Annotated in this window: 13 protein-coding genes; 9 read left to right on the top strand and 4 right to left on the bottom strand. The window is 69.5% G+C overall.

Annotated elements, in window-relative coordinates:
• The first annotated feature begins 407 nt into the window (after nt 1–407).
• Nucleotides 408–3,668, top strand: coding sequence for a TonB-dependent receptor (locus tag F4X11_08900; protein ID MYN65132.1), 3,261 nt, complete (start codon nt 408–410; stop codon nt 3,666–3,668).
• Nucleotides 3,669–4,260: 592 nt separating this feature from the next.
• Here the strand turns inward: F4X11_08900 and F4X11_08895 are convergent.
• Nucleotides 4,261–5,595 carry a VWA domain-containing protein gene (locus F4X11_08895; GenBank protein ID MYN65131.1) on the bottom strand — a complete coding sequence of 445 codons (1,335 nt, stop codon included), beginning with the start codon at nt 5,593–5,595 and terminating at the stop codon, nt 4,261–4,263.
• A 158-nt stretch (nt 5,596–5,753) separates the two neighbouring features.
• Here F4X11_08895 and F4X11_08890 point away from each other — a divergent pair, with 158 nt between their 5' ends.
• Entirely contained in the window at nt 5,754–6,521 is a 768-nt protein-coding gene (locus F4X11_08890; GenBank protein ID MYN65130.1) for a BON domain-containing protein, read from the top strand.
• A 26-nt stretch (nt 6,522–6,547) separates the two neighbouring features.
• On the opposite strand, the gene F4X11_08885 is transcribed toward F4X11_08890, so the two are convergent.
• The 3 genes from F4X11_08885 to F4X11_08875 all read right to left on the bottom strand — a co-directional run bounded on the left by F4X11_08885 (nt 6,548) and on the right by F4X11_08875 (nt 8,376).
• Nucleotides 6,548–7,528 carry a tetratricopeptide repeat protein gene (locus F4X11_08885; protein ID MYN65129.1) on the bottom strand — a complete coding sequence of 327 codons (981 nt, stop codon included), beginning with the start codon at nt 7,526–7,528 and terminating at the stop codon, nt 6,548–6,550.
• A gap of 120 nt (nt 7,529–7,648) precedes the next feature.
• A complete protein-coding gene (locus F4X11_08880; protein MYN65128.1) occupies nt 7,649–8,092 on the bottom strand; it encodes a putative toxin-antitoxin system toxin component, PIN family in 444 nt (147 codons plus the stop codon).
• The gene (locus F4X11_08875) at nt 8,089–8,376 is read right to left on the bottom strand and encodes a type II toxin-antitoxin system Phd/YefM family antitoxin (GenBank protein MYN65127.1); all 288 of its coding nucleotides are present in this window, start codon (nt 8,374–8,376) and stop codon (nt 8,089–8,091) included. The genes F4X11_08880 and F4X11_08875 overlap by 4 nt, the downstream gene beginning before the upstream one ends.
• Before the next feature lie 63 nt (nt 8,377–8,439).
• On the opposite strand from F4X11_08875, the gene F4X11_08870 reads away from it, so the two are divergent.
• The 7 genes from F4X11_08870 to F4X11_08840 are packed head-to-tail and all read left to right on the top strand — an operon-like array spanning nt 8,440 to nt 17,474.
• Nucleotides 8,440–10,014, top strand: coding sequence for a hypothetical protein (locus F4X11_08870; GenBank protein MYN65126.1), 1,575 nt, complete (start codon nt 8,440–8,442; stop codon nt 10,012–10,014).
• 30 nt (nt 10,015–10,044) lie between these two features.
• On the top strand, nt 10,045–11,832 hold the full coding sequence (gene peaA, locus F4X11_08865) for a quinohemoprotein amine dehydrogenase subunit alpha (GenBank protein MYN65125.1): 1,788 nt from the start codon (nt 10,045–10,047) through the stop codon (nt 11,830–11,832).
• Nucleotides 11,829–13,319: a quinohemoprotein amine dehydrogenase maturation protein gene (gene peaB / locus F4X11_08860; protein ID MYN65124.1), complete on the top strand. Its 1,491-nt coding sequence runs from the start codon at nt 11,829–11,831 to the stop codon at nt 13,317–13,319. The genes peaA and peaB overlap by 4 nt, the downstream gene beginning before the upstream one ends.
• On the top strand, nt 13,297–13,689 hold the full coding sequence (locus F4X11_08855; protein ID MYN65123.1) for a quinohemoprotein amine dehydrogenase: 393 nt from the start codon (nt 13,297–13,299) through the stop codon (nt 13,687–13,689). The genes peaB and F4X11_08855 overlap by 23 nt, the downstream gene beginning before the upstream one ends.
• A gap of 52 nt (nt 13,690–13,741) precedes the next feature.
• The gene (locus F4X11_08850; protein MYN65122.1) at nt 13,742–14,881 is read left to right on the top strand and encodes a hypothetical protein; all 1,140 of its coding nucleotides are present in this window, start codon (nt 13,742–13,744) and stop codon (nt 14,879–14,881) included.
• The gene (locus F4X11_08845) at nt 14,881–16,746 is read left to right on the top strand and encodes an ABC transporter ATP-binding protein (protein MYN65121.1); all 1,866 of its coding nucleotides are present in this window, start codon (nt 14,881–14,883) and stop codon (nt 16,744–16,746) included. Before F4X11_08850 ends, F4X11_08845 begins: the two co-directional genes overlap by 1 nt.
• Before the next feature lie 32 nt (nt 16,747–16,778).
• Nucleotides 16,779–17,474 carry a S8 family serine peptidase gene (locus tag F4X11_08840; protein ID MYN65120.1) on the top strand — a complete coding sequence of 232 codons (696 nt, stop codon included), beginning with the start codon at nt 16,779–16,781 and terminating at the stop codon, nt 17,472–17,474.
• Nucleotides 17,475–17,479 lie beyond the last annotated feature (5 nt).

The raw sequence follows: 17,479 nt of genomic DNA, 5'->3' as shown, positions 1-17,479 counted from the left end.
AGTCACTTGGAGCCGGGCGCCCCCGAGGGCGTCCGGCTCCCCTTCTGTACGCCTCCCGGGCCGGCGAGGATCCGGGATCCCGGATCCAGGAATCGGGATCCCGCCGTGGCGAGGGCGTGGCGATCTGTCACGCGACGCGAACATTGGCGGGCGTTGCCGGGCTCCGCAGCGTCGCTGACGAGATGGCCCGGAGTATGCAATCAGAGCGCACCAGGGGCGCGCGGGGGCGAAACGGACTTGCCAACCGACGCGCGTCTGCGCTAGGGTGCGATTTCGCGGGTTGAGTGTTATCAAGGAGGGCAGTGAGACAGGTAGAGCCGGGAAGCACGGGCAGTCGGCAACGTGGCCGCCTGCGTCAATCCGAAAAAACCGCTGATCGTTCGTTTCGGTTTTAGAAGGAGGATGGAATAGTGCGAAGGCTTACGACATTCCTGATCGTCGGCGCGCTCGTGGGCGCGGCGGCGGCGCCGGCCCTGGCACAGGTGGGTCGGACGGAGCTTCGAGGGACGGTCACCGACGAGACGGGAGGCGCGCTTCCGGGGGTGACCGTCTTCATCCAGAACGAGGCGGACGGGACCTTCCGCGAAGTCATCACCGGCGGTGACGGAAGCTACTTCGCGGCGCAGTTGCTGCCGGGGGTCTTCACGGTCACCGCCGCGCTGCCCGGTTTCAGCACGTTCCAGACGACCGGCTACGAGCTGCGGGTCGGGGCGACCGTCCCGCTCGACATCATCCTCGGCGTGGGCGCCCTCGAGGAGACGGTGACCGTCTCCGGGCAGGCCCCGCTGGTCGACCTCACCTCGGCCGAGGTGGGCGGCACGCTCGACAACGCCGAGTTGGTGGAGATGCCGCTGGTCAACCGCAGCGCGTTCGCCGCGATCTCGCTACTGCCGGGCATCCAGTTCCTGCCGTCGAGCTCGCAGGGCAACGACGGGATCATCGCCAACGGGCAGACCGCCGCGGCCAGCTCGCTGAACGTCGACGGGGGGTACAACAACGACTCCACCGGCGGCGGCGCGGGCGGCAGCCAAGTCAAGGTGGCGATCGAATCTGTGCAGGAGTTCCAGGTCGTCAGCGGACAGTTCGACGCCGAGTTCGGCCGCTCGTCCGGCGCCGTCATCAACGCGGTGACCAAGCGGGGGACGAACCAGTGGTCCGGAGCCGGCTTCAGCTACAGCACCAGCACCGGCATGACGGCGCGCGACTACTTCAACAACCAGTTGTTCCAGGAAGACTCGAGCGTAGAGAAGCCGCCGAACAACAAGTACGAGTTCGGCGGCGTCTTCGGCGGGCCGATCGTGCAGGACAGGGCGCACTTCTTCGTGAGCCTCGAGCGGCGGCTGACCAACCCGGCCAGGACGCGGCAGTTCAACAGCCGTCCGGATCTGGACTGGTCCGTACCGGAGAAATGGCGTGCGTGGAACACCATGTACCGGGTGGACCACCAGATCAACGGGAACAACTCGTGGGCCCTGCGGTTCATGCGCGAGCTCAGCCCGGAGACCGACCGCTACGGCAACCGGACGCTGACCTCGGGGCACAACCAGGAAGACGACGAGATGATCTGGGTCGGGAGCTACACCAGCGTCATCGGCAACAACGTCGTCAACACGGTGCGGATCACCCGCAGCTACGAGAACGCCGCGGGGGCCTCTCCGGCATGGTACGACCTGAACGGGCACGTGACCCGCGACGGGCAGATGCGGAACCTGGCGCCCGGCTACAGAATGAGCAGTTTCTGGGACAATATCGCGCCGTGGGCCGGCGGCCGCATCGACTCGCAGTGGCAGTACAACAACACCACCTCGTGGTTCGTCCCCGACAAGATGGGCGATCACGACTTCAAGTTCGGCGGCACGTTCCACCGGTCGTTCATCGACGACTTCCGCGAGAACTTCCTGGGCGGCGCGTTCCACTTCAATACCGACATGCCGTTCGACATCAACGACTACTCGACCTACCCCGAACGGCTCCAGATTCGCGTCGGCGCGCCCACCGGCAACCAGTTCGCCTACCCCATCAACACGTGGGAGACGTTCTTCCAGGACAAGTGGACGCTGAACGAGCGCTGGACGCTGGGGCTCGGGGTGCGGTGGGACGCCGAGATGATCAGCGCCGCACGGACCGACAACCCGCTGATGGTGCCCGGGACGGATCCGCGCGACTGGAACAACGTCTCGCCCCGGCTCTCGGTCGCCTACGACGTGACGGGCGACGGCCGTTCCGTTCTGCGGGCGGGCTACGGGTATTTCTATGACCGGACGCTCTTCAGCGGGCTCGACAACGTCCTGCAGGATCCGGTCATCAACAACTCCTTCGTCGCCTCGTTCCCCCGCGGTGGGGGCGAGCAGGGCGGACAGGAGGATCCCGGGCCGCGGAACGGCATGCCGATCCAGGACCCCGAGCTGCAGCAGGCCCTGCGCATCGGCTCGGCGGCGGCCGGGGAGTGCGGGCCGGCGACCATCCGCGACGGCGCGTCGCACTGCCCACTGGTGAATCATGACTTCGTGAATTCGGTCTACCCCCCGGGCACCACGGACCGCTTCAACGAGTCGAACGTCTACATCGACAACTACCGCCGCCAGCAGCCGTTGTTCAAGCAGCTCACGCTGGGTTTCGAGCGCGAGCTGATGCCGACGCTGTCGGTCGGGGTCGACTACGTCAACATCCGGGGCTCTGGACTGCTCAACCGCATCAACTACGTGGCGCCGTTGCGCTCCGGCACCGACAGCAGCGACCCGCTCACGTGGTACGATGCGTGGTACGGGACGGAGCGGGGCGGGGTCTACGACCGGCCCGAGAACGGCTCGCCGGGCATCGGGGGGCTGAACTCGTTCCCGAGCTGTGCGGCAGGGGCGGCGACCGCCGGCCTCTACAGCAATCCCGCCCTGCTCGCCATGGAGTGCGCGAAGGTGGATCCGGCGACGGGCCTCGGTCCGGCCGGCCTGCCGATTGGCGTCTGGCAGGGGCGGCTGCTGTCGATCGAGAGCGTCGGGCTGTCGGCCTATGACGGCCTGAACGTCTCGGTGGAGAAGCGCTACTCGGACCGCTGGGGCATGCGGCTCTCGTACGCGCTGGGCCACTCGCGCGGCGATACCTTCGAGCAGTACGGCACCAACGGCGTCAGCCTCAACGGCGTCCAGACCCAGGTCCTCGGCAACCTGCACATGGACCGGAACTGGCAGCCGGCCGAGCAGGACCGCCTGCACATCCTGACGCTGAGCGGGCGCACGGAGCTGCCGGGTGGGATCACCCTGAGCCCCATCTTCCGCTACATGAGCAAGAACCCGTTCACCGTCTACAACGCCCGGGTCGACCTGGACAGGAACGGGACCAACTGGGATCCGCTTCCCGCCGGGTCCTACAACCCCACGGCCATATTCCCCGATCGCACGCACCGGAACCCGATCACGGTGGAACACAACGGCCGCCAGGGCGGCGCGCGAGCGGCGGACTTCATCAACCTGGACCTGCGGTTCGGGTGGCGGGCCCGCCCGGCGGAGGGGGACACGCTCGACATCTACTTCGACATCATCAACCTCTTCAACCGCCCGAACTTCAACAACCCGACCGGGAACTACGACAGCGGCAACTTCCTGAACTACACGTCGCTGCGCTCTGGTGGTATCCCGCGTCAGGCGAACTTCGGGATTCGGTACGGCTTCTAGGCAGCGCGTCTAGAGACTGACCGAGGTCACGTGGAGCCGGGCGCCCGCGAGGGGCGTCCGGCTCCTTTCTTGTACGGTGCGTTTCGCGTGCCGCCCAAGCCGGTCCACAGCGTATCGACGCGCGCAGTGCGACGGTCGGGTCGCACGCACGCGTTCTCTATAGTGTAAAACTGTGGTAGGGTTGTTGGGTATGACCCTTGCGGATCGGCTGACCGTCATGGCGACCGGCGCAGCCGTCGCGGTTTCGATTGTCGGCGGGTCGTGTTCCACGAACGCCCGCATCGACGACATCCAGGCTGCAATCCGAGAGCTCCGTCTGGACATGCGGGCGGAGCATGACAGGATACCGGGCCGACATGCGGGCGGAACACGGCACGATGCGAGCGGAACTCGACGCTATTCGGATGGAGATCCGGCGGGTGGGATGAACGCGTGCGGGTGATCGAGATCAACCTCGGCGGTCAGAGCGGCGACACGCCACCCGCCGGCATGCGCCGGCAGCAGTGACGCTGGCGGCGAGCGCACCGCCACCAGCGTCACGGTTGAGCCATAACGGTGCGCGCTGAGTCCAGCCGCCCCTGCTGACCGCGCCTCAGGGCCCTCCCGGCAGCTCAACGGGCTCGCCCGTCCGGGCGAGCGTATACGAATCGCGCGCCTGTACGTGGAGGCCGTCGCGGGCGACGCTCACGCGTAGCGCGCGTCGCCGGTGGGTGGGGTCGGGGTTGCTGGTGTAGTAGCCGACGACGTAGTAGTCGCTCGTCTCCGCGTCGATTTGCTGCAGAAGCTCGGAGAAGTTGTTCGTGTTGACGATGGAGATGCCGCCGGTGAGCTCTGCCAGTGTGCGCAGGCTGGAGCGGGCCGCCATCATGTACTCGCGCCAAGCCTCGATCGGCACGTTGTAGTCGATGTCGGGACTGGAGATGAGTCCCCGCGGGTCCATGGTGTACAGCGTCGTGTTGGCGCGGGTGGCCGTGTCGCTCAGCTCGGCCAGCTCGCTGATGAGCTCGCTGTCGGCGAACACGACTCCCTGGCGCTCGACGCGGTTGAGCGGACTCATCAGGATGCGCGGGTCGGTGCCGGCGCCGCCGCCGGCCAGGTCGAGTGGCCGCTCGCGCAGGAGCTCGTCGCGCATGGAGGTGCGCACCAGCCGCTGCAGGGCGAAGGGATTCAGGTCGTATCCGGTGCTGATGTAGATGATGACCTTGCGCCGGTCCTGAATTCCCGCCAGCCCTTCCAGGACGCCGTTCACCGCCATGAACGCGCGGTGCGCGCGCCAGCGGAGCTCGCCGGGGCCGTCGGGTCCCTCCTGCGTGTTCTCGATGAGGTCGCGCGGCGTCATGCCGGTTCCGACGATCCCGTCCACCGCCGACTTCACGTGGCCCAGGTCGTAGGTGAGATCGACCGCCTTTCCGCCCGGGCCGTTGGAAATCAGCCCCACCAGGTCGCCGTCGTGCACCAGGGTGTCGGCCACCTCCTTGACGAAGTGGCGGACCCGGGGGGTGACCTCCGGCTCCAGGTGCATCGCGTCGACGAAGAAGACGATGATCCGTCCTGGAATCTGGCTGTCGACGCGTTGCTCCGGGAGGATGATGCCCTCGTGCACGGGGGGCGGCGGCACGAGCTGGTTGAAGACCCGGCCGCCGTGCACCAGTATCAGTGAGGCCACTTCTTGCGGCACCCCGTCCTCTACGATCCGGAAGTCGGCCTCCGTCAGATCGGGGACGAACGCCCCGTTGGCGTCGCGGACGATGACGTCCGTGCGAATCAGCGTTACCCCGGACCGGAAGGTGGTCCCCGGTTGCTGAGGCGACGGAGCCTCGGTGGTCTGGGCCGGCGTCTCGGACGCGACTCCCGCCGCAAGGGCGAAGCCGCAGATCGCCAGTCCGGCACGTATGCACATCGGCGAAACCACTGGAAGATGGCGCATGGGTATCCAACCTCCTTTTCGAGCTACGGACCATGCTACCCCGTCTTTGCCCGTCACTGGTAGTCGGGCGCCGCGAGAATAGCGGCATGCGTCTGTTCGCCGTCCCGGCGGCGGGTCCAGTACGTGCGCGATGGGAGTAGGATGGAGGGGAGGTGATCATGAATGCTCCAACGCGCGGATCGCTGGCAACCATTCTCGCCGTGGCCGGCCTGTTCACGCTGGGTTCCCTTGAGGTGCAGGCGGCCACCGGCGCGGCGCAGTCCCGGCCGACGGTCGCGGCCGCCGTGGCGGAGATGCTTCGCGATGGCCTCGACCTGGAGGACGTGACTGTTACCGTTGACGACACCGAGGCGACGCTTGCCGGCAGCGTGCCGACGCTGTGGGACAAGACCGAGGCGATCAACCGCACGCTGGCGTTCCCCCAGGTGGAGACCGTCGCCAGCGAGCTCGTAGTCCCCGAGGTCGAGGACGACAACGAGATCGCCCGCGAGGTGGGCCGGGCGATCATCAACTACCGCTACATCACCATCTGGGACTACGTCGGCGGCGGCGTGGAGGACGGCGTGGTGACCCTGAACGGGGCCGTGACGCCGGACCGCGACAAACCGGCGGAGCTGTTCGAGCGGGTGGCGAGGATCCCCGGCGTGCAGGACATCCGGATGGGGATTGCCCAGCAGTCGGCTTCGGCCCGCGACGATCGGCTGCGGCTGGAGATCGCCGCCCGCGCGTTGCGGCACCCAACCTTGTCGCACTACACGCTGACGGGAGACATCATCCCGCCGTTCCGCATCATCGTGGACCAGGCGGTGGTCATGCTCGTCGGGTCGGTCCGTAGCGGGGCCGAGAGCCGCATTCTGGAGTCGATCGCCCGGCAGGCGTTCGAGTCGGAGGAGGTCCGGAACCTCCTCCAGTTTCCGGGCAGGTAGTCGGCGGAGCCGGCGCCGCCGACGGTCTACGGCGCGAGTTGCGCGATCAGACCGGAGGCCTGGGCCGCGAAGCGACCGTCGGGCTCGCGTTCCACGTAGGTTTGCCAGTAGGTGACCGCCTCGGCGATCTGCCCGGCGTTCAGGCTCGCCATGCCCAGCCAGTAGTTCGCCTCGCCGTGGCTCGGGTCCAGTTCCAGGGTCTGTTCGAAGTGGCCGCGGGCTTCATCGGTACGCCCCGCGTTCCAGGCGGCGAGGCCCTGGTTGAACACCGCGCCGGCGTCGCCGCCCCCGCCCGTCGCGCCGCCCCGGATCCGGGACGCCTCGGCGCTCGCCTCGCCAGCGTCATCGAAGCGCCGCTGCGCGTTGTAGACGGCGGCCAGCGTGTCGAACGCCGCTGCGTCGTCCGGGGCGATCTCGGTTGCCCGCAGCAGGGCCTGCTCGGCCTCGTCGTGGTTCCCGCGCTGGTACTCGACGATGCCCAGGTTCCGGAGGCATTCGCCGCAGTCCGGCGTCGACTCGATGGCTTCGGTCAGGAGCTGCGCCGCCTCGTCGTAGTTGCCTCCCCGCGCCGCCTCCAGGCCGCCCGCGAACGCACCGGCCGTCGCTTCGCGCGCGTCCAGTTCGGCTATCTCCTCCGCCGAGAGTCCCGTGCGGTCGACCTGTCCAGGGGCGAGGACCTGCGCATCCAGCTCGAATTCCTCTCCGGCGGACACCCTGACGCTGTACCGCAAGGCGCCGATCCCTTCCGCGGTGACCGTCACGATGTAGGGACCGCTCGCCAAGCCCATCTGGATGTACTCGCCCTCGTCGTTCGACGTGGTTTCGAAGCTGCGCGTGATGCCGCCCTGGAACTCCAGGAGGATGGTGGCGTCCTCGACGGGGTTCCCCTCGTGGTCGCTCACCACGCCGAAGATGCGGGCGCTGTTCTGGGCGAACATGGGCTGGACAAGTACCACGGCGACGGCCGCGGCGAGCAGAATCGGGGCAATCGGTCGCGAAACGGGCATGGCATTCCTCCGGGGCACAGGGTCTCTGGAACAGGCTCACGATATCCCACCGGCGAACGGAGGGCAACTCTCGATTCGGCGCCAGGAGCGCGGGTCGGAGGTCGGCCACGGTGCGGTGTCCTACTCGTCGTGAACGCGACACGGCGGGGCGCCTGGAGACACCGCGCGATAGAGATCGAGGAATTGTCTCGGTGCAACGACATGTACCCCCTGCCGGCGATCCTGCGGGTAGTGCCTGATGTTCCCGGTCACGAGACATTGGGCGCGACCCGCAAGGGCGACGGCCAGAAAGACCTCGTCGTCCGGGTCCGGCAGCGGCGCGGCAAGGGGGTGCGGCACCACCAGATCTCCGTCGGCCCGGATCTGGTCGAGCAGGGACTCGATCCGGGGGCGACCGAATGGAAACGCGGGTCGCAGCAACACCTGACGGTACTCGCCGAGAATGCGGGCGTCGTAGCACAGGCGAACGGCCGCACTCGTGACGAGGCGGACAATCTCGCCCGGGGCACCAAACGGAGAGAGCAGGCCGGATACGAGCACGTTCGTATCCAGCACGAGCGTCATCGGGATCGTTCCGAGCGCGCCGCCGTGATTTCGGCGTCGATCTGCTCCGGGGACATGCGGTCGGCGCCGGACTTCAGCGAGGCCTGCTGCATGGCTGTGACGGCGGCCTGCGCGCGCGCCCGGCGCAGGGCGCCGAGCGACTCCTCGAGGACGTCCTCCGAGGTCGCCGAGAGCAGGGCGATGGGTTTGCCGTTGGACGTCACGACCAGGTCCCGCTCGTTCGACAGCGCGGTCCAGACCGCCGCCGACCGGCTGCGCAACTCGCGCACGCTCACAAAGCGCATAACTGCCTCATCGTTGTGTGCACGATTGAGTATACGATAGCGGCGCACCTTGGGGGCATCGAGATGACAGAGGAGTCGGAGTGGCACTCCGGCGGGCCGGTCGACGTGCTGGTGGTGGGCGGCGGGCCGGCCGGCGCGTCGGCAGCCCGCCTGCTTGCGGCGTGGGGGCACTCCGTGCAGGTTCTGACGAAGTCCGACGCCGGGACGCCGGGGTTGGCCGAGTCGCTGCCGCCGAGCTGCCGGAAGGTATTCGAGGCGGTCGGCGTTCGCGAGGCGGTCGAGTCGGCGGGATTTCTCACCGCCGAAGGGAACACGGTCTGTTGGGGCGGCGGCCCGCCGCGGAGCGCGACGTTCGGCGGCGCTCGCGTCGGCCACCAGGTGCTGCGGCGGGACTTCGATCGGTTGCTGCTGGCCGAGGCGCGGCGCGCCGGCGCGGTCGTGCGGACCGGCGTGACGGTGCGGCAGGTTGCGCTCGCCGATGGATGCCGGGTGACGGTCACCGGCCGCGACGACGGTGGCCGCCCGGTGGCGGCGTTCGCGCGCACGGTGCTCGACTGTTCGGGGCGCGCGGGCATCGTCGCGCGCCGTCACCGCACGCGGGTGCAGGCCGGGGCAACGACGCTGGCGCTGGTGGGCGTCTGGCGGTGCGACGATCCGTGGCCGCGTCTTGCACGCCAGCCGGTCGACGGCGCCGGAGAGGAGTCCGGGGACGACACGTACACCGTGGTCGAGGCGTACGCCGACGGCTGGGCGTGGTCGGTGCCGGTGTCGAGCCGGCGGCGCTACGTGACGGTGATGGTCGATCCGCGGACGACCGAGACCGATCACCCCGGAGCGCTGGCTGCACGCTACGCCGCCGAGATCGGCAAGACCCGTCACCTGGCGAGCATGACCGGCGGGGCGATGCTGGAGGGGCCGCCCTGGGCCTGCGACGCTTCGCAGTACGGCGCCCGCCGTTTCGGAGGTCCGGGGTTTCTTCTCGTCGGCGATGCCGCCACCTTCATCGATCCGCTGTCGTCGTTCGGGGTCAAGAAGGCGATGGCGTCGGGTTGGCTCGCCGCGATCGTGACGAACACCTGTCTGCGGCATCCCGACCGCGCGGAATTGGCGCGACAGTTCCATGCTCGGCGGGAGCAGGAGGTCTGGGCCAGCTACCGACGCCAGGCTGCGGAGTTCTTCGCCGAGGTGTCCAGGAACGAATTGCATCCGTTCTGGAGCGATCGCGCGGACCCGGTCGAAGTCGCTGCCGTGGAGGGCTCGTCGGGTGGGGCCGATGCGGTCGCGGCGTTTCGGCGTGATCCGGCGGTGTGGGACGCGTTCGAGGCGTTGCGGCGCGCGCCGTTCATCCGCCTGCGGCCGACGCGCGCGGCACGCGCCACCATGACCCCGGCGGTCGTGGGGCGGGAGATCGTGCCCGACGCCAGCCTCTCGATCGCGGCGGGCGAGGCGGGGATCGTGGCCATGCGGTATCTGCGCGGCGTCGACTTGCCGGCGCTGGTCGCCATGGCCGACCGATGGACGCAGGTGCCGGACCTGTACGAGGCATACGGGAGGTCGCATCCGCCGGTGGAACTGGCCGATTTCCTCGGCGCGTTGGCCGTTCTGCTGGGCAAGGGCTTGCTGCGGAACGACGTCTGACCGGGGCGGGCGCATTCGACCGCGCCGACGATGTGTGCTAAAACAGCGCAAGTCATGGCTTCTCCATCTTCGCTTGCTCCGCGGCGTGCTTCGTGCGTCGCAACGATCGGCGGTCGGCTGGCGGCGGCGTTGGCAGCGGCGGCGGTCCTGGCCGGGGGCGGTTCTCGGGCCCTCGCACAGGAGGTGTCCTCCGGCGCCGTCCTGCCGGACGGCGGGATCCCGGTCACGAGCGATCTCGTGCACCGCGTCTGCGGGACGTGCCACCGCGCGGACGAGCAGCGCCGCATGAGCCGCATCTCCTACCAGCGCACGACGCCGGAGGGCTGGCAGCAGACCATTCGTCGGATGGTGCTGCTCAACAATCTGCAGATCGAGCCCGCGGACGCGCGCGAGGCCGTGCGCTATCTCGCGACCAACCACGGTCTGGCGCCCGAGGAGGCCCGGCTCGGGGCCTTCGAGGTGGAACGCCGCAACATCGACTTCCACTACGAGGCCGATCCCGAGACGCAGCAAACCTGCAACCGCTGCCATTCGATGGGGCGGGTGCTCAATCAGCGCCGGACGCTCGAGGAGTGGGAGCTGCTGACCGCGATGCACCGCGGCTACTACCCGCTCGCGGACGTCCAGTCGTTCCTGGTCGGCGACTGGCTCCGCGGGCCGGGGCCGGAGGCCGACGACGAGGACGACGGCCGGACGGCGGTCGACCGGGCGGTGGATCACCTGGCGGAGGTGTTTCCGCTCGCTTCGCCGGCGTGGGCGAGCTGGTCTGCCAACATGCGGACGCCGCGGTTGGAGGGCGCCTGGGCGCTGGTCGGCTACGAGCGGGGGCAGGGACCCGTTTACGGCGAGGTCGTCGTGGAGGCCGATCCCTCCGCGCCCGACCAGTTCGAGACCCGGGCGCGCTACACGTATCCGGCCCGCGGCGTCGACGTCACGCGGACCGGGCAGGCGTTGGTCTACACCGGCTATCAGTGGCGGGGGCGGAGTACCAGCCCCGAACACTTCAGCGCACGGGAGGTGCTGTTCGTCTCGCGCGACCGCGACGAGATCGGCGGCCGCTGGTTCACCGGCGCCTACGACGAGCGGGGCATCGACGTCACGCTGCGCCGGGTCGGGCCCGAGCCGTTGATCACGGGGGTCTACCCGCCGGCGGTGTCGGCCGCGGCGGGGGAGGTGACGCTGCAGCTCTTCGGCGCCAACCTGCCGGACGGGCTCGACGCGGCGTCGATAGACCTCGGCGCGGGCCTCACCGTCACCGGCATCAGCGATCAGTCGTCGACGGCCGCGACGCTGCAGGTGGCCGTGGCGTCCGACGCGCGGGTCGGCAGCCGCGACCTCTTCGTCGGCCGGGCGGCGCTGACCGAGGCGGTCACCGTGTACGATGCGATTCACCGTCTGGAGGTGAGCCCGGCCACGGGCCTCGCCCGCGTTGGCGGCGCGGCGTTCCCCAAGCAGTACGAGCGCTTCGAGGCGCGCGCCTGGCACGACGGTCCCGACGGTGAGTCGGGGACCGACGACGATCTGGATCTGGGCATGCTGGTCGACGTCGACTGGAGCATGGAGGAGTACGCCGTCACCTTCGACGACGACGACACCGCGTTCGTCGGCACCCTCGGTGAGCACGGCGTGTTCGAGCCGGCCGTCGACGGTCCCAATCCGGAGCGGAGCGGAGACCGCAACAACATCGGCGACGTCTGGGTGGTGGCGACGCTCGCCGCGGCCCCGGACGGCAGCGCGCTCGACCGGCCGCTCCGCGCGCGGGCGCATCTGCTGGTGACGGTGCCGCTCTATATCCGGCGGGGGGAGTCCGGCCAATGACCGCGATTGCACTCGGGGAATGCCATCCGTTCGAGGCGGCGGGCCGGCAGTTCCTGTACCTGGTGCCGAGCGCCGCGGTGTTCGCGCTCGACGAGACGTCGGCCGCCGTCGTGGAGACCCTGCGCGGCGGGCACCTGGCGGCTCCCGATCTGTACGCGCGCCTCGCGCCGCGCTTCGACCCGCGAACGGTCGAGGACAGCCTGGCGGAGCTGGCCGGCGCCCGCGTCATTCAGCCGGTGGAACCCGCGCCGCCCGCCGCGCCGCCGCCCGAGCCGGCCCCGAACATCATCCCGCTGAAGCCGATCCCGCTCTCGACGCTGGTGGTCAACGTCACCAACCGCTGCAACCTGAGCTGCGCGTACTGCTACGAGTACGGTGAGGACAAGATCGCCGAACCGACCGCGGGCGGCATGCCGAAGCTGATGAGCGAGGAGACCGCGCGCGAGAGCGTCGACTTCATGATCGAGCGTTCGGGCGGCAGCCCGGTGGTGCGGCTGACGTTCTTCGGCGGCGAGACGCTGCTGAACTTCGCGGTGCTCGAGAAGACCATTCCGTACGCGCGCCGCCGCGCCGCCGAGGTCGGCAAGCGGGTCGAGTTCAGCCTGACGACCAACGGCACGCTGCTGCGTCCCGAGGTCATCGAGTTCCTGGCCGACAACGACGTCGGGGTGACCATCTCCATCGACGGTCCGAAGGAGATGCAGGACAAGTTCCGCGTGTTTCACGACGGGCGGGGCAGCTACGACGTGGTGGCGCCGAAGGTGCGCGAGCTGCTCAAGCGGCACACGTCGCGACCGATCGGCGCGCGCGTCACGCTGACCTCGGATGTGCTCGACATCACCCGCATCTACCGGCACCTGCGGGAGGAGGTCGGCTTCTGGGAGGTCGGCTTCGCACCGGTCACCACCTCGCCCGGCCGCGCCCACGCCATCGGGGAGACCGGCTTCGACTCGATGCTGGCGCAGTTCCGGGAGCTGGCCCACGAGTTCCTGGAGGCTGCGCTCGCGGGCCGGCACCACGGTTTCAGCAACGTCCGCGACACGGTCGAGGAGCTGCACAAGGGGGCGAGCAAGGCGCTGCCGTGCGGGGCCGGGCTCGGCCTGATGGGCGTGGCGACCAACGGCGACGTGGCGCTCTGTCACCGTTTCGCGGGCTCCGACGATCACAAGCTCGGCACGGTTCGGGACGGCGTCGACGACACGACGCAGACGGCGTTTCTCGACGCCCATCACATCGACCGGAAGACCGACTGCCGGACCTGCTGGGCTCGTCCGCTGTGCGCCGGCGGCTGCTACCACGAGGCGTACACGCGCTACGGCACCACGCAGGCGCCCAACCTGCATTATTGCGAGTGGATTCGCGGCTGGACCGAGACCTGCCTGGAGATCTACGGCGAGATCGCCGAGCGGAACCCCGCGTATCTGCGGCGGTTCGACGGCGGTGGCACGCCGGAAGAGGGAAACGATGACGCATCTGAGGCCCATTAACCAGAAGGCGGCCCGCATCGCGCAGGGGATGGAAGAAGCCCGGCGCCGCGCCGCGGCCGGGAACGGCGGAAGCGCCGGCGAGGATGGCCGCGTCGTCGCCTTGCAGGACAGTCCGGCGCAGCCGCCGAAGCAGGAGGGGCCGCACATCCCGCTGGGATGCAGCTTCATCTTCCTGCCCGGTTGGGAGGCGGACAGCAACGGCGGCGCGGCGGGCCTGTGCCAGCCGGTCGAGCGCGACCTGTTCGACTGCCACCTCGGCTGCTTCTGGCCGGCGCAGGTGCCGGATCAGTTGAATCACGCGCCCGACTGGACGGGCAAATGCGCCGCGGCGCAGAAGGACTGGCGGAAGGTTGACCTCATATTTCCGTAGTAGATGTGCCGGGAGCCGCGCTCCGGTCTGGCGGTGGTCCCGGCGACCGGACGTGCGCGGGACGCGCGGGCGGCCCGGCATCGCATGGGTGACCGTCGCGCTGTGGGCGCTGCTCGTGCTGGCCGGCCAGTCGGCCGCCGCGCAAGAGGCGTCGTTGCCGCCGGGAGTGTCGGCCGGCGACGGCACGCTCTACCTCGGCGGGTTTCCCAGCCGCATCTTCGTGATCGACGAGGCGACCACCAGCGTCGTCGACGAGATCACGGTGCCGCACGGCTCGCCGCGCGCGATGGTCGTATCGGAGGATCGCGAGCGCTTCTACTTCCTCGACCCGACCATGGAGTACCTGACGACGGTCGACGTCGCCTCGCGGGAGGTGACCGACTCGTTCAACTTCAGCGCGGGCAACCGCGCCGTGCGCATTCGCGGGTTCCGGGCGGCGCCGGACGGGCGGACCGCGATCCTGACGCTCGATACCGCGGTCAAGCTGATCGACCGCTTCGAGATCGAGCCGTACCGGCTGGTTGAGGTCGATCTCGAAACCCACGAGATCCTGCAGGATCTGCCGTGGCCGACGGGGGAGTCGACCCCCCGATCGAGTTTCTTGTACTCACCCGACGGCGAGTACTTGTACCACTTCGGCCGCGACGTGATCGTCCTGGAGACCGAGGAGTTCACGGAGGTCGACCGTTGGTCGCTCCGCGAGCCGATCCAGCCCGGTGTCGGGCCGATCCGGTTCGGGTTCTCCACCGACCTGATCTACGAGGAGCCCGGCTTCTTCACCAACCTGTTCACGCTGCACGACGAGGCGCAGGACCGCGACCTGATGGGCATCGCCCGCATCGACCTGCCGAACCGCGAGGTCGACTTCTATACGCTCGGGCCGTCCAGGGGCATCCAGTTCGCGCTGGCGCCGGGGCGGCGGACCGCCTACGGGCTGCAGAGCAGCATCGAGGGCTACGAGTTCTGGACCTTCGATCTGGAACAGCGAAGCATCGGCAACCGCCGGCAGGTCGCCGGCCGGCCGCGCATGGCGCTCGACGTCAGCACCAACGGGGAGGTGCTCTACATCTCGTCCGCCGGGAATACGATCGACTTCTACGAGGCCGCGTCGTTCGACTACCTCGATACGCTGGCGCTCGACGGCGACATGACGTCGGGGCTCATCGTCATCCCGTCTCCGCCGGCGCCCTGATGCCGGTCCGGACGCGCCGGGCCTTTCTGGATCCCCAGTTCCGGCGCGCGTTGGCCTACGTCGCGCCGTACTGGCGGCGCCTCGCGCTGGTCGTCGCGCTCAGCCTCGCCAGCACCGCGGCGTCGCTGATCGTTCCCCTGCTGTCCCGCGACCTGATCGACGACGCGCTGCTGGCCGGCGACCGGGCGGTGCTGTTGCGCATCGTCGCCCTGTTTATCGGCCTGACGCTTCTCGGCTTCCTGCTCAACGTCGCCAGCGGCCTGCGCTACACCCGTGTGTCGGCGGACATCCTGTTCGACATGCGGCTGGATCTGTACCGCCACCTGCAGCGCCTCTCGCCCCGCTTCTACGCCCGCACGCGGCTGGGCGACATCGTGTCGCGCCTGAACAACGACATCGGCGAGATCCAGCGCGTGGCGGCCGAGGCCGCGCTCTCGTGGATCGGCAACCTGCTGTTCCTGGCCGGGTCGGTCGGCATGATGATCTGGCTCGACGTGCGGCTGTTCCTGGCCGGCATCGCCGTGCTGCCGCTGAGCGTGTGGGCGCTGGTCGTCTACCGCCGCCGGCTCGAGGGGCGCGTGGCCGCGTTCCGCGAGCGGAGCGCCGACATCGGGAGCTTCCTGATCGAGACGCTCTCGGCCATGAAGCTCGTGGTCACGGCGAACGCGCAAGGGCGGGAGGTGGCCCGATTCCGCGACCGGAACCAGGCGTTCATCGGCGCGCTGATGGCGATGCAGCGGGTGACCTACCTGGCCGGCGGGCTGCCCGGCGTGCTGCTGTCCGGCGGCCTGGGCGTCGTGTTTCTCTACGGCGGCTTCCGCTACCTGGACGGCACCCTCAGCATGGGAACGCTGGTGGCGTTCATGGCCTACCAGACGCGGCTGATGGCGCCGGTGCAGGGACTGATGGGGCTCTACGCGAGCCTCGCCACCGCCAAGGTCTCGCTGGCGCGGGTCCACGAGATCGCCGATGCGCCGGTCGATGTGCAGGAAACACCGGGAGCGGCGGCGCCCGCCGAAGCCCGCGGGGTCGTGGAGTTCGACCGGGTGACCTTCTCGTTCGACCGCGGTGGGCCTACGCTGGAGGACGTCTCGTTCACCGTCGCGCCGGGGGAGACCGTGGCCGTCGTCGGCCGCAGCGGCGTCGGCAAGTCGACCGTGGCCGACCTGCTGCTCCGCTTCCAGGATCCGGACCGGGGCGTCGTGCGGCTCGACGGCCGCGACCTGCGCGGGCTGCCGCTGGGGTTCGTCCGCCGGCACGTGGCGCTGGTTGAGCACGCGCCGTTCATCTTCCACGCGTCGATGGGCGAGAACATCCGTTACGCGCGGCCGGCCGCGGGCGATGCCGAGGTGGAGGCGGCGGCTCGCGCGGCCGGGATCCACGACTTCATCGCCGGACTACCGGAGGGCTACGGGACCGTCGTGGGCGAGCGGGGGGCCGCGCTGTCGGCGGGGGAACGGCAGCGCGTCGGCATCGCCCGCGCGTTGCTGGCCGAGCCGAGCGTGCTGGTGCTCGATGAGGCGACGGCCTCGCTGGATCCCGTCGCGGAGGGGCTTGTCATCGACGGTTACGAGGCGCTCATGCGGGAGCGGACCACGTTGCTCATCACGCACCGCCTCGGGCTCGCCCGCCGGGCGGACCGCGTCGTGGCGCTCGACGGGGCGCGCGTCGCGGAGATTGCGCCCCCCGACGAGCTCCTGGCGCGGGGTGGGGTCTTCGCGCGGCTGTTCGCGTCGCAGTTGCACACCGCGGACCCGAGGGGAGCCGAACACTTCAGGGCGGGGGCCGGCTCGACGAATGAGCGTGAGTCAGCCGGGGATCGGGAAGAGACGCCGCGCGCGCCGGAGGCGTCGCCGGCCCGGTAGGCGAGTCAAGGGCACTCGTATCGCTTGGTCCGGTGACCGTACAAACCCCAGCGCAGCCGCTTGTCGTCGGTGTCATCGACAGCGGCATCCATGCCAGCCATCCGCACATCGGCCCGGTTGCAGCCGGCGCGGGCTTCGACGGCGAGGGGAACCCTCGTGACGACACCGTCGACCGCCTGGGCCACGGCACTGCCGTGGCAGCGGCGATCCAGGACCTCGCCCCTGCCGTCCATGTCTGCCCGCTGAGAGTCTTCAACCGCTCGCTCGACGCGTCGGTCGAGGCGTTGGTCGCGGCCATCGACTGGGCGGCGGCGCACGGGTTGCCGCTCGTGAACCTCAGCCTCGGCACGAATGATCGATCCCGCGCCGGTGTGTTGGCGGATGCGGTCGGGCGTTCGCACCAAGCCGGCGTCGTCATCGTGGCGGCCGGCTCCCACCGCGGCGTCGACTGGCTGCCCGGTACGTTGGGGCTCGAAGGCGTGATTCGCGTCGAGCTCGACTGGGAGTGCCCGCGCGGATCCCACAGGGTCACGGGTCCGCCCGAAGCGCCGGTGTTCCGCACGTGCGGCTACCCGCGTCCGATTCCGGGCGTCGATCCCGAACGGAACCTCAAGGGGCTGAGCTTCGCCGTAGCCAACATCACCGGGCTCGCGGCGCGGGCGATGCTCGGAAAGGGTCTGCGCGCCCCCGCCGCGGTCGTTTCCGAGCTCCGGCGGAGTGTTCGATGAGATCT

The organism is Acidobacteriota bacterium, assembly GCA_009861545.1.
In the GTDB taxonomy this organism is placed as follows: Bacteria; Acidobacteriota; Vicinamibacteria; order Vicinamibacterales; family UBA8438; genus WTFV01.
Note: the sequence above shows the minus strand (reverse complement) of the source record. Positions and strands in the feature narration are given on the sequence as shown.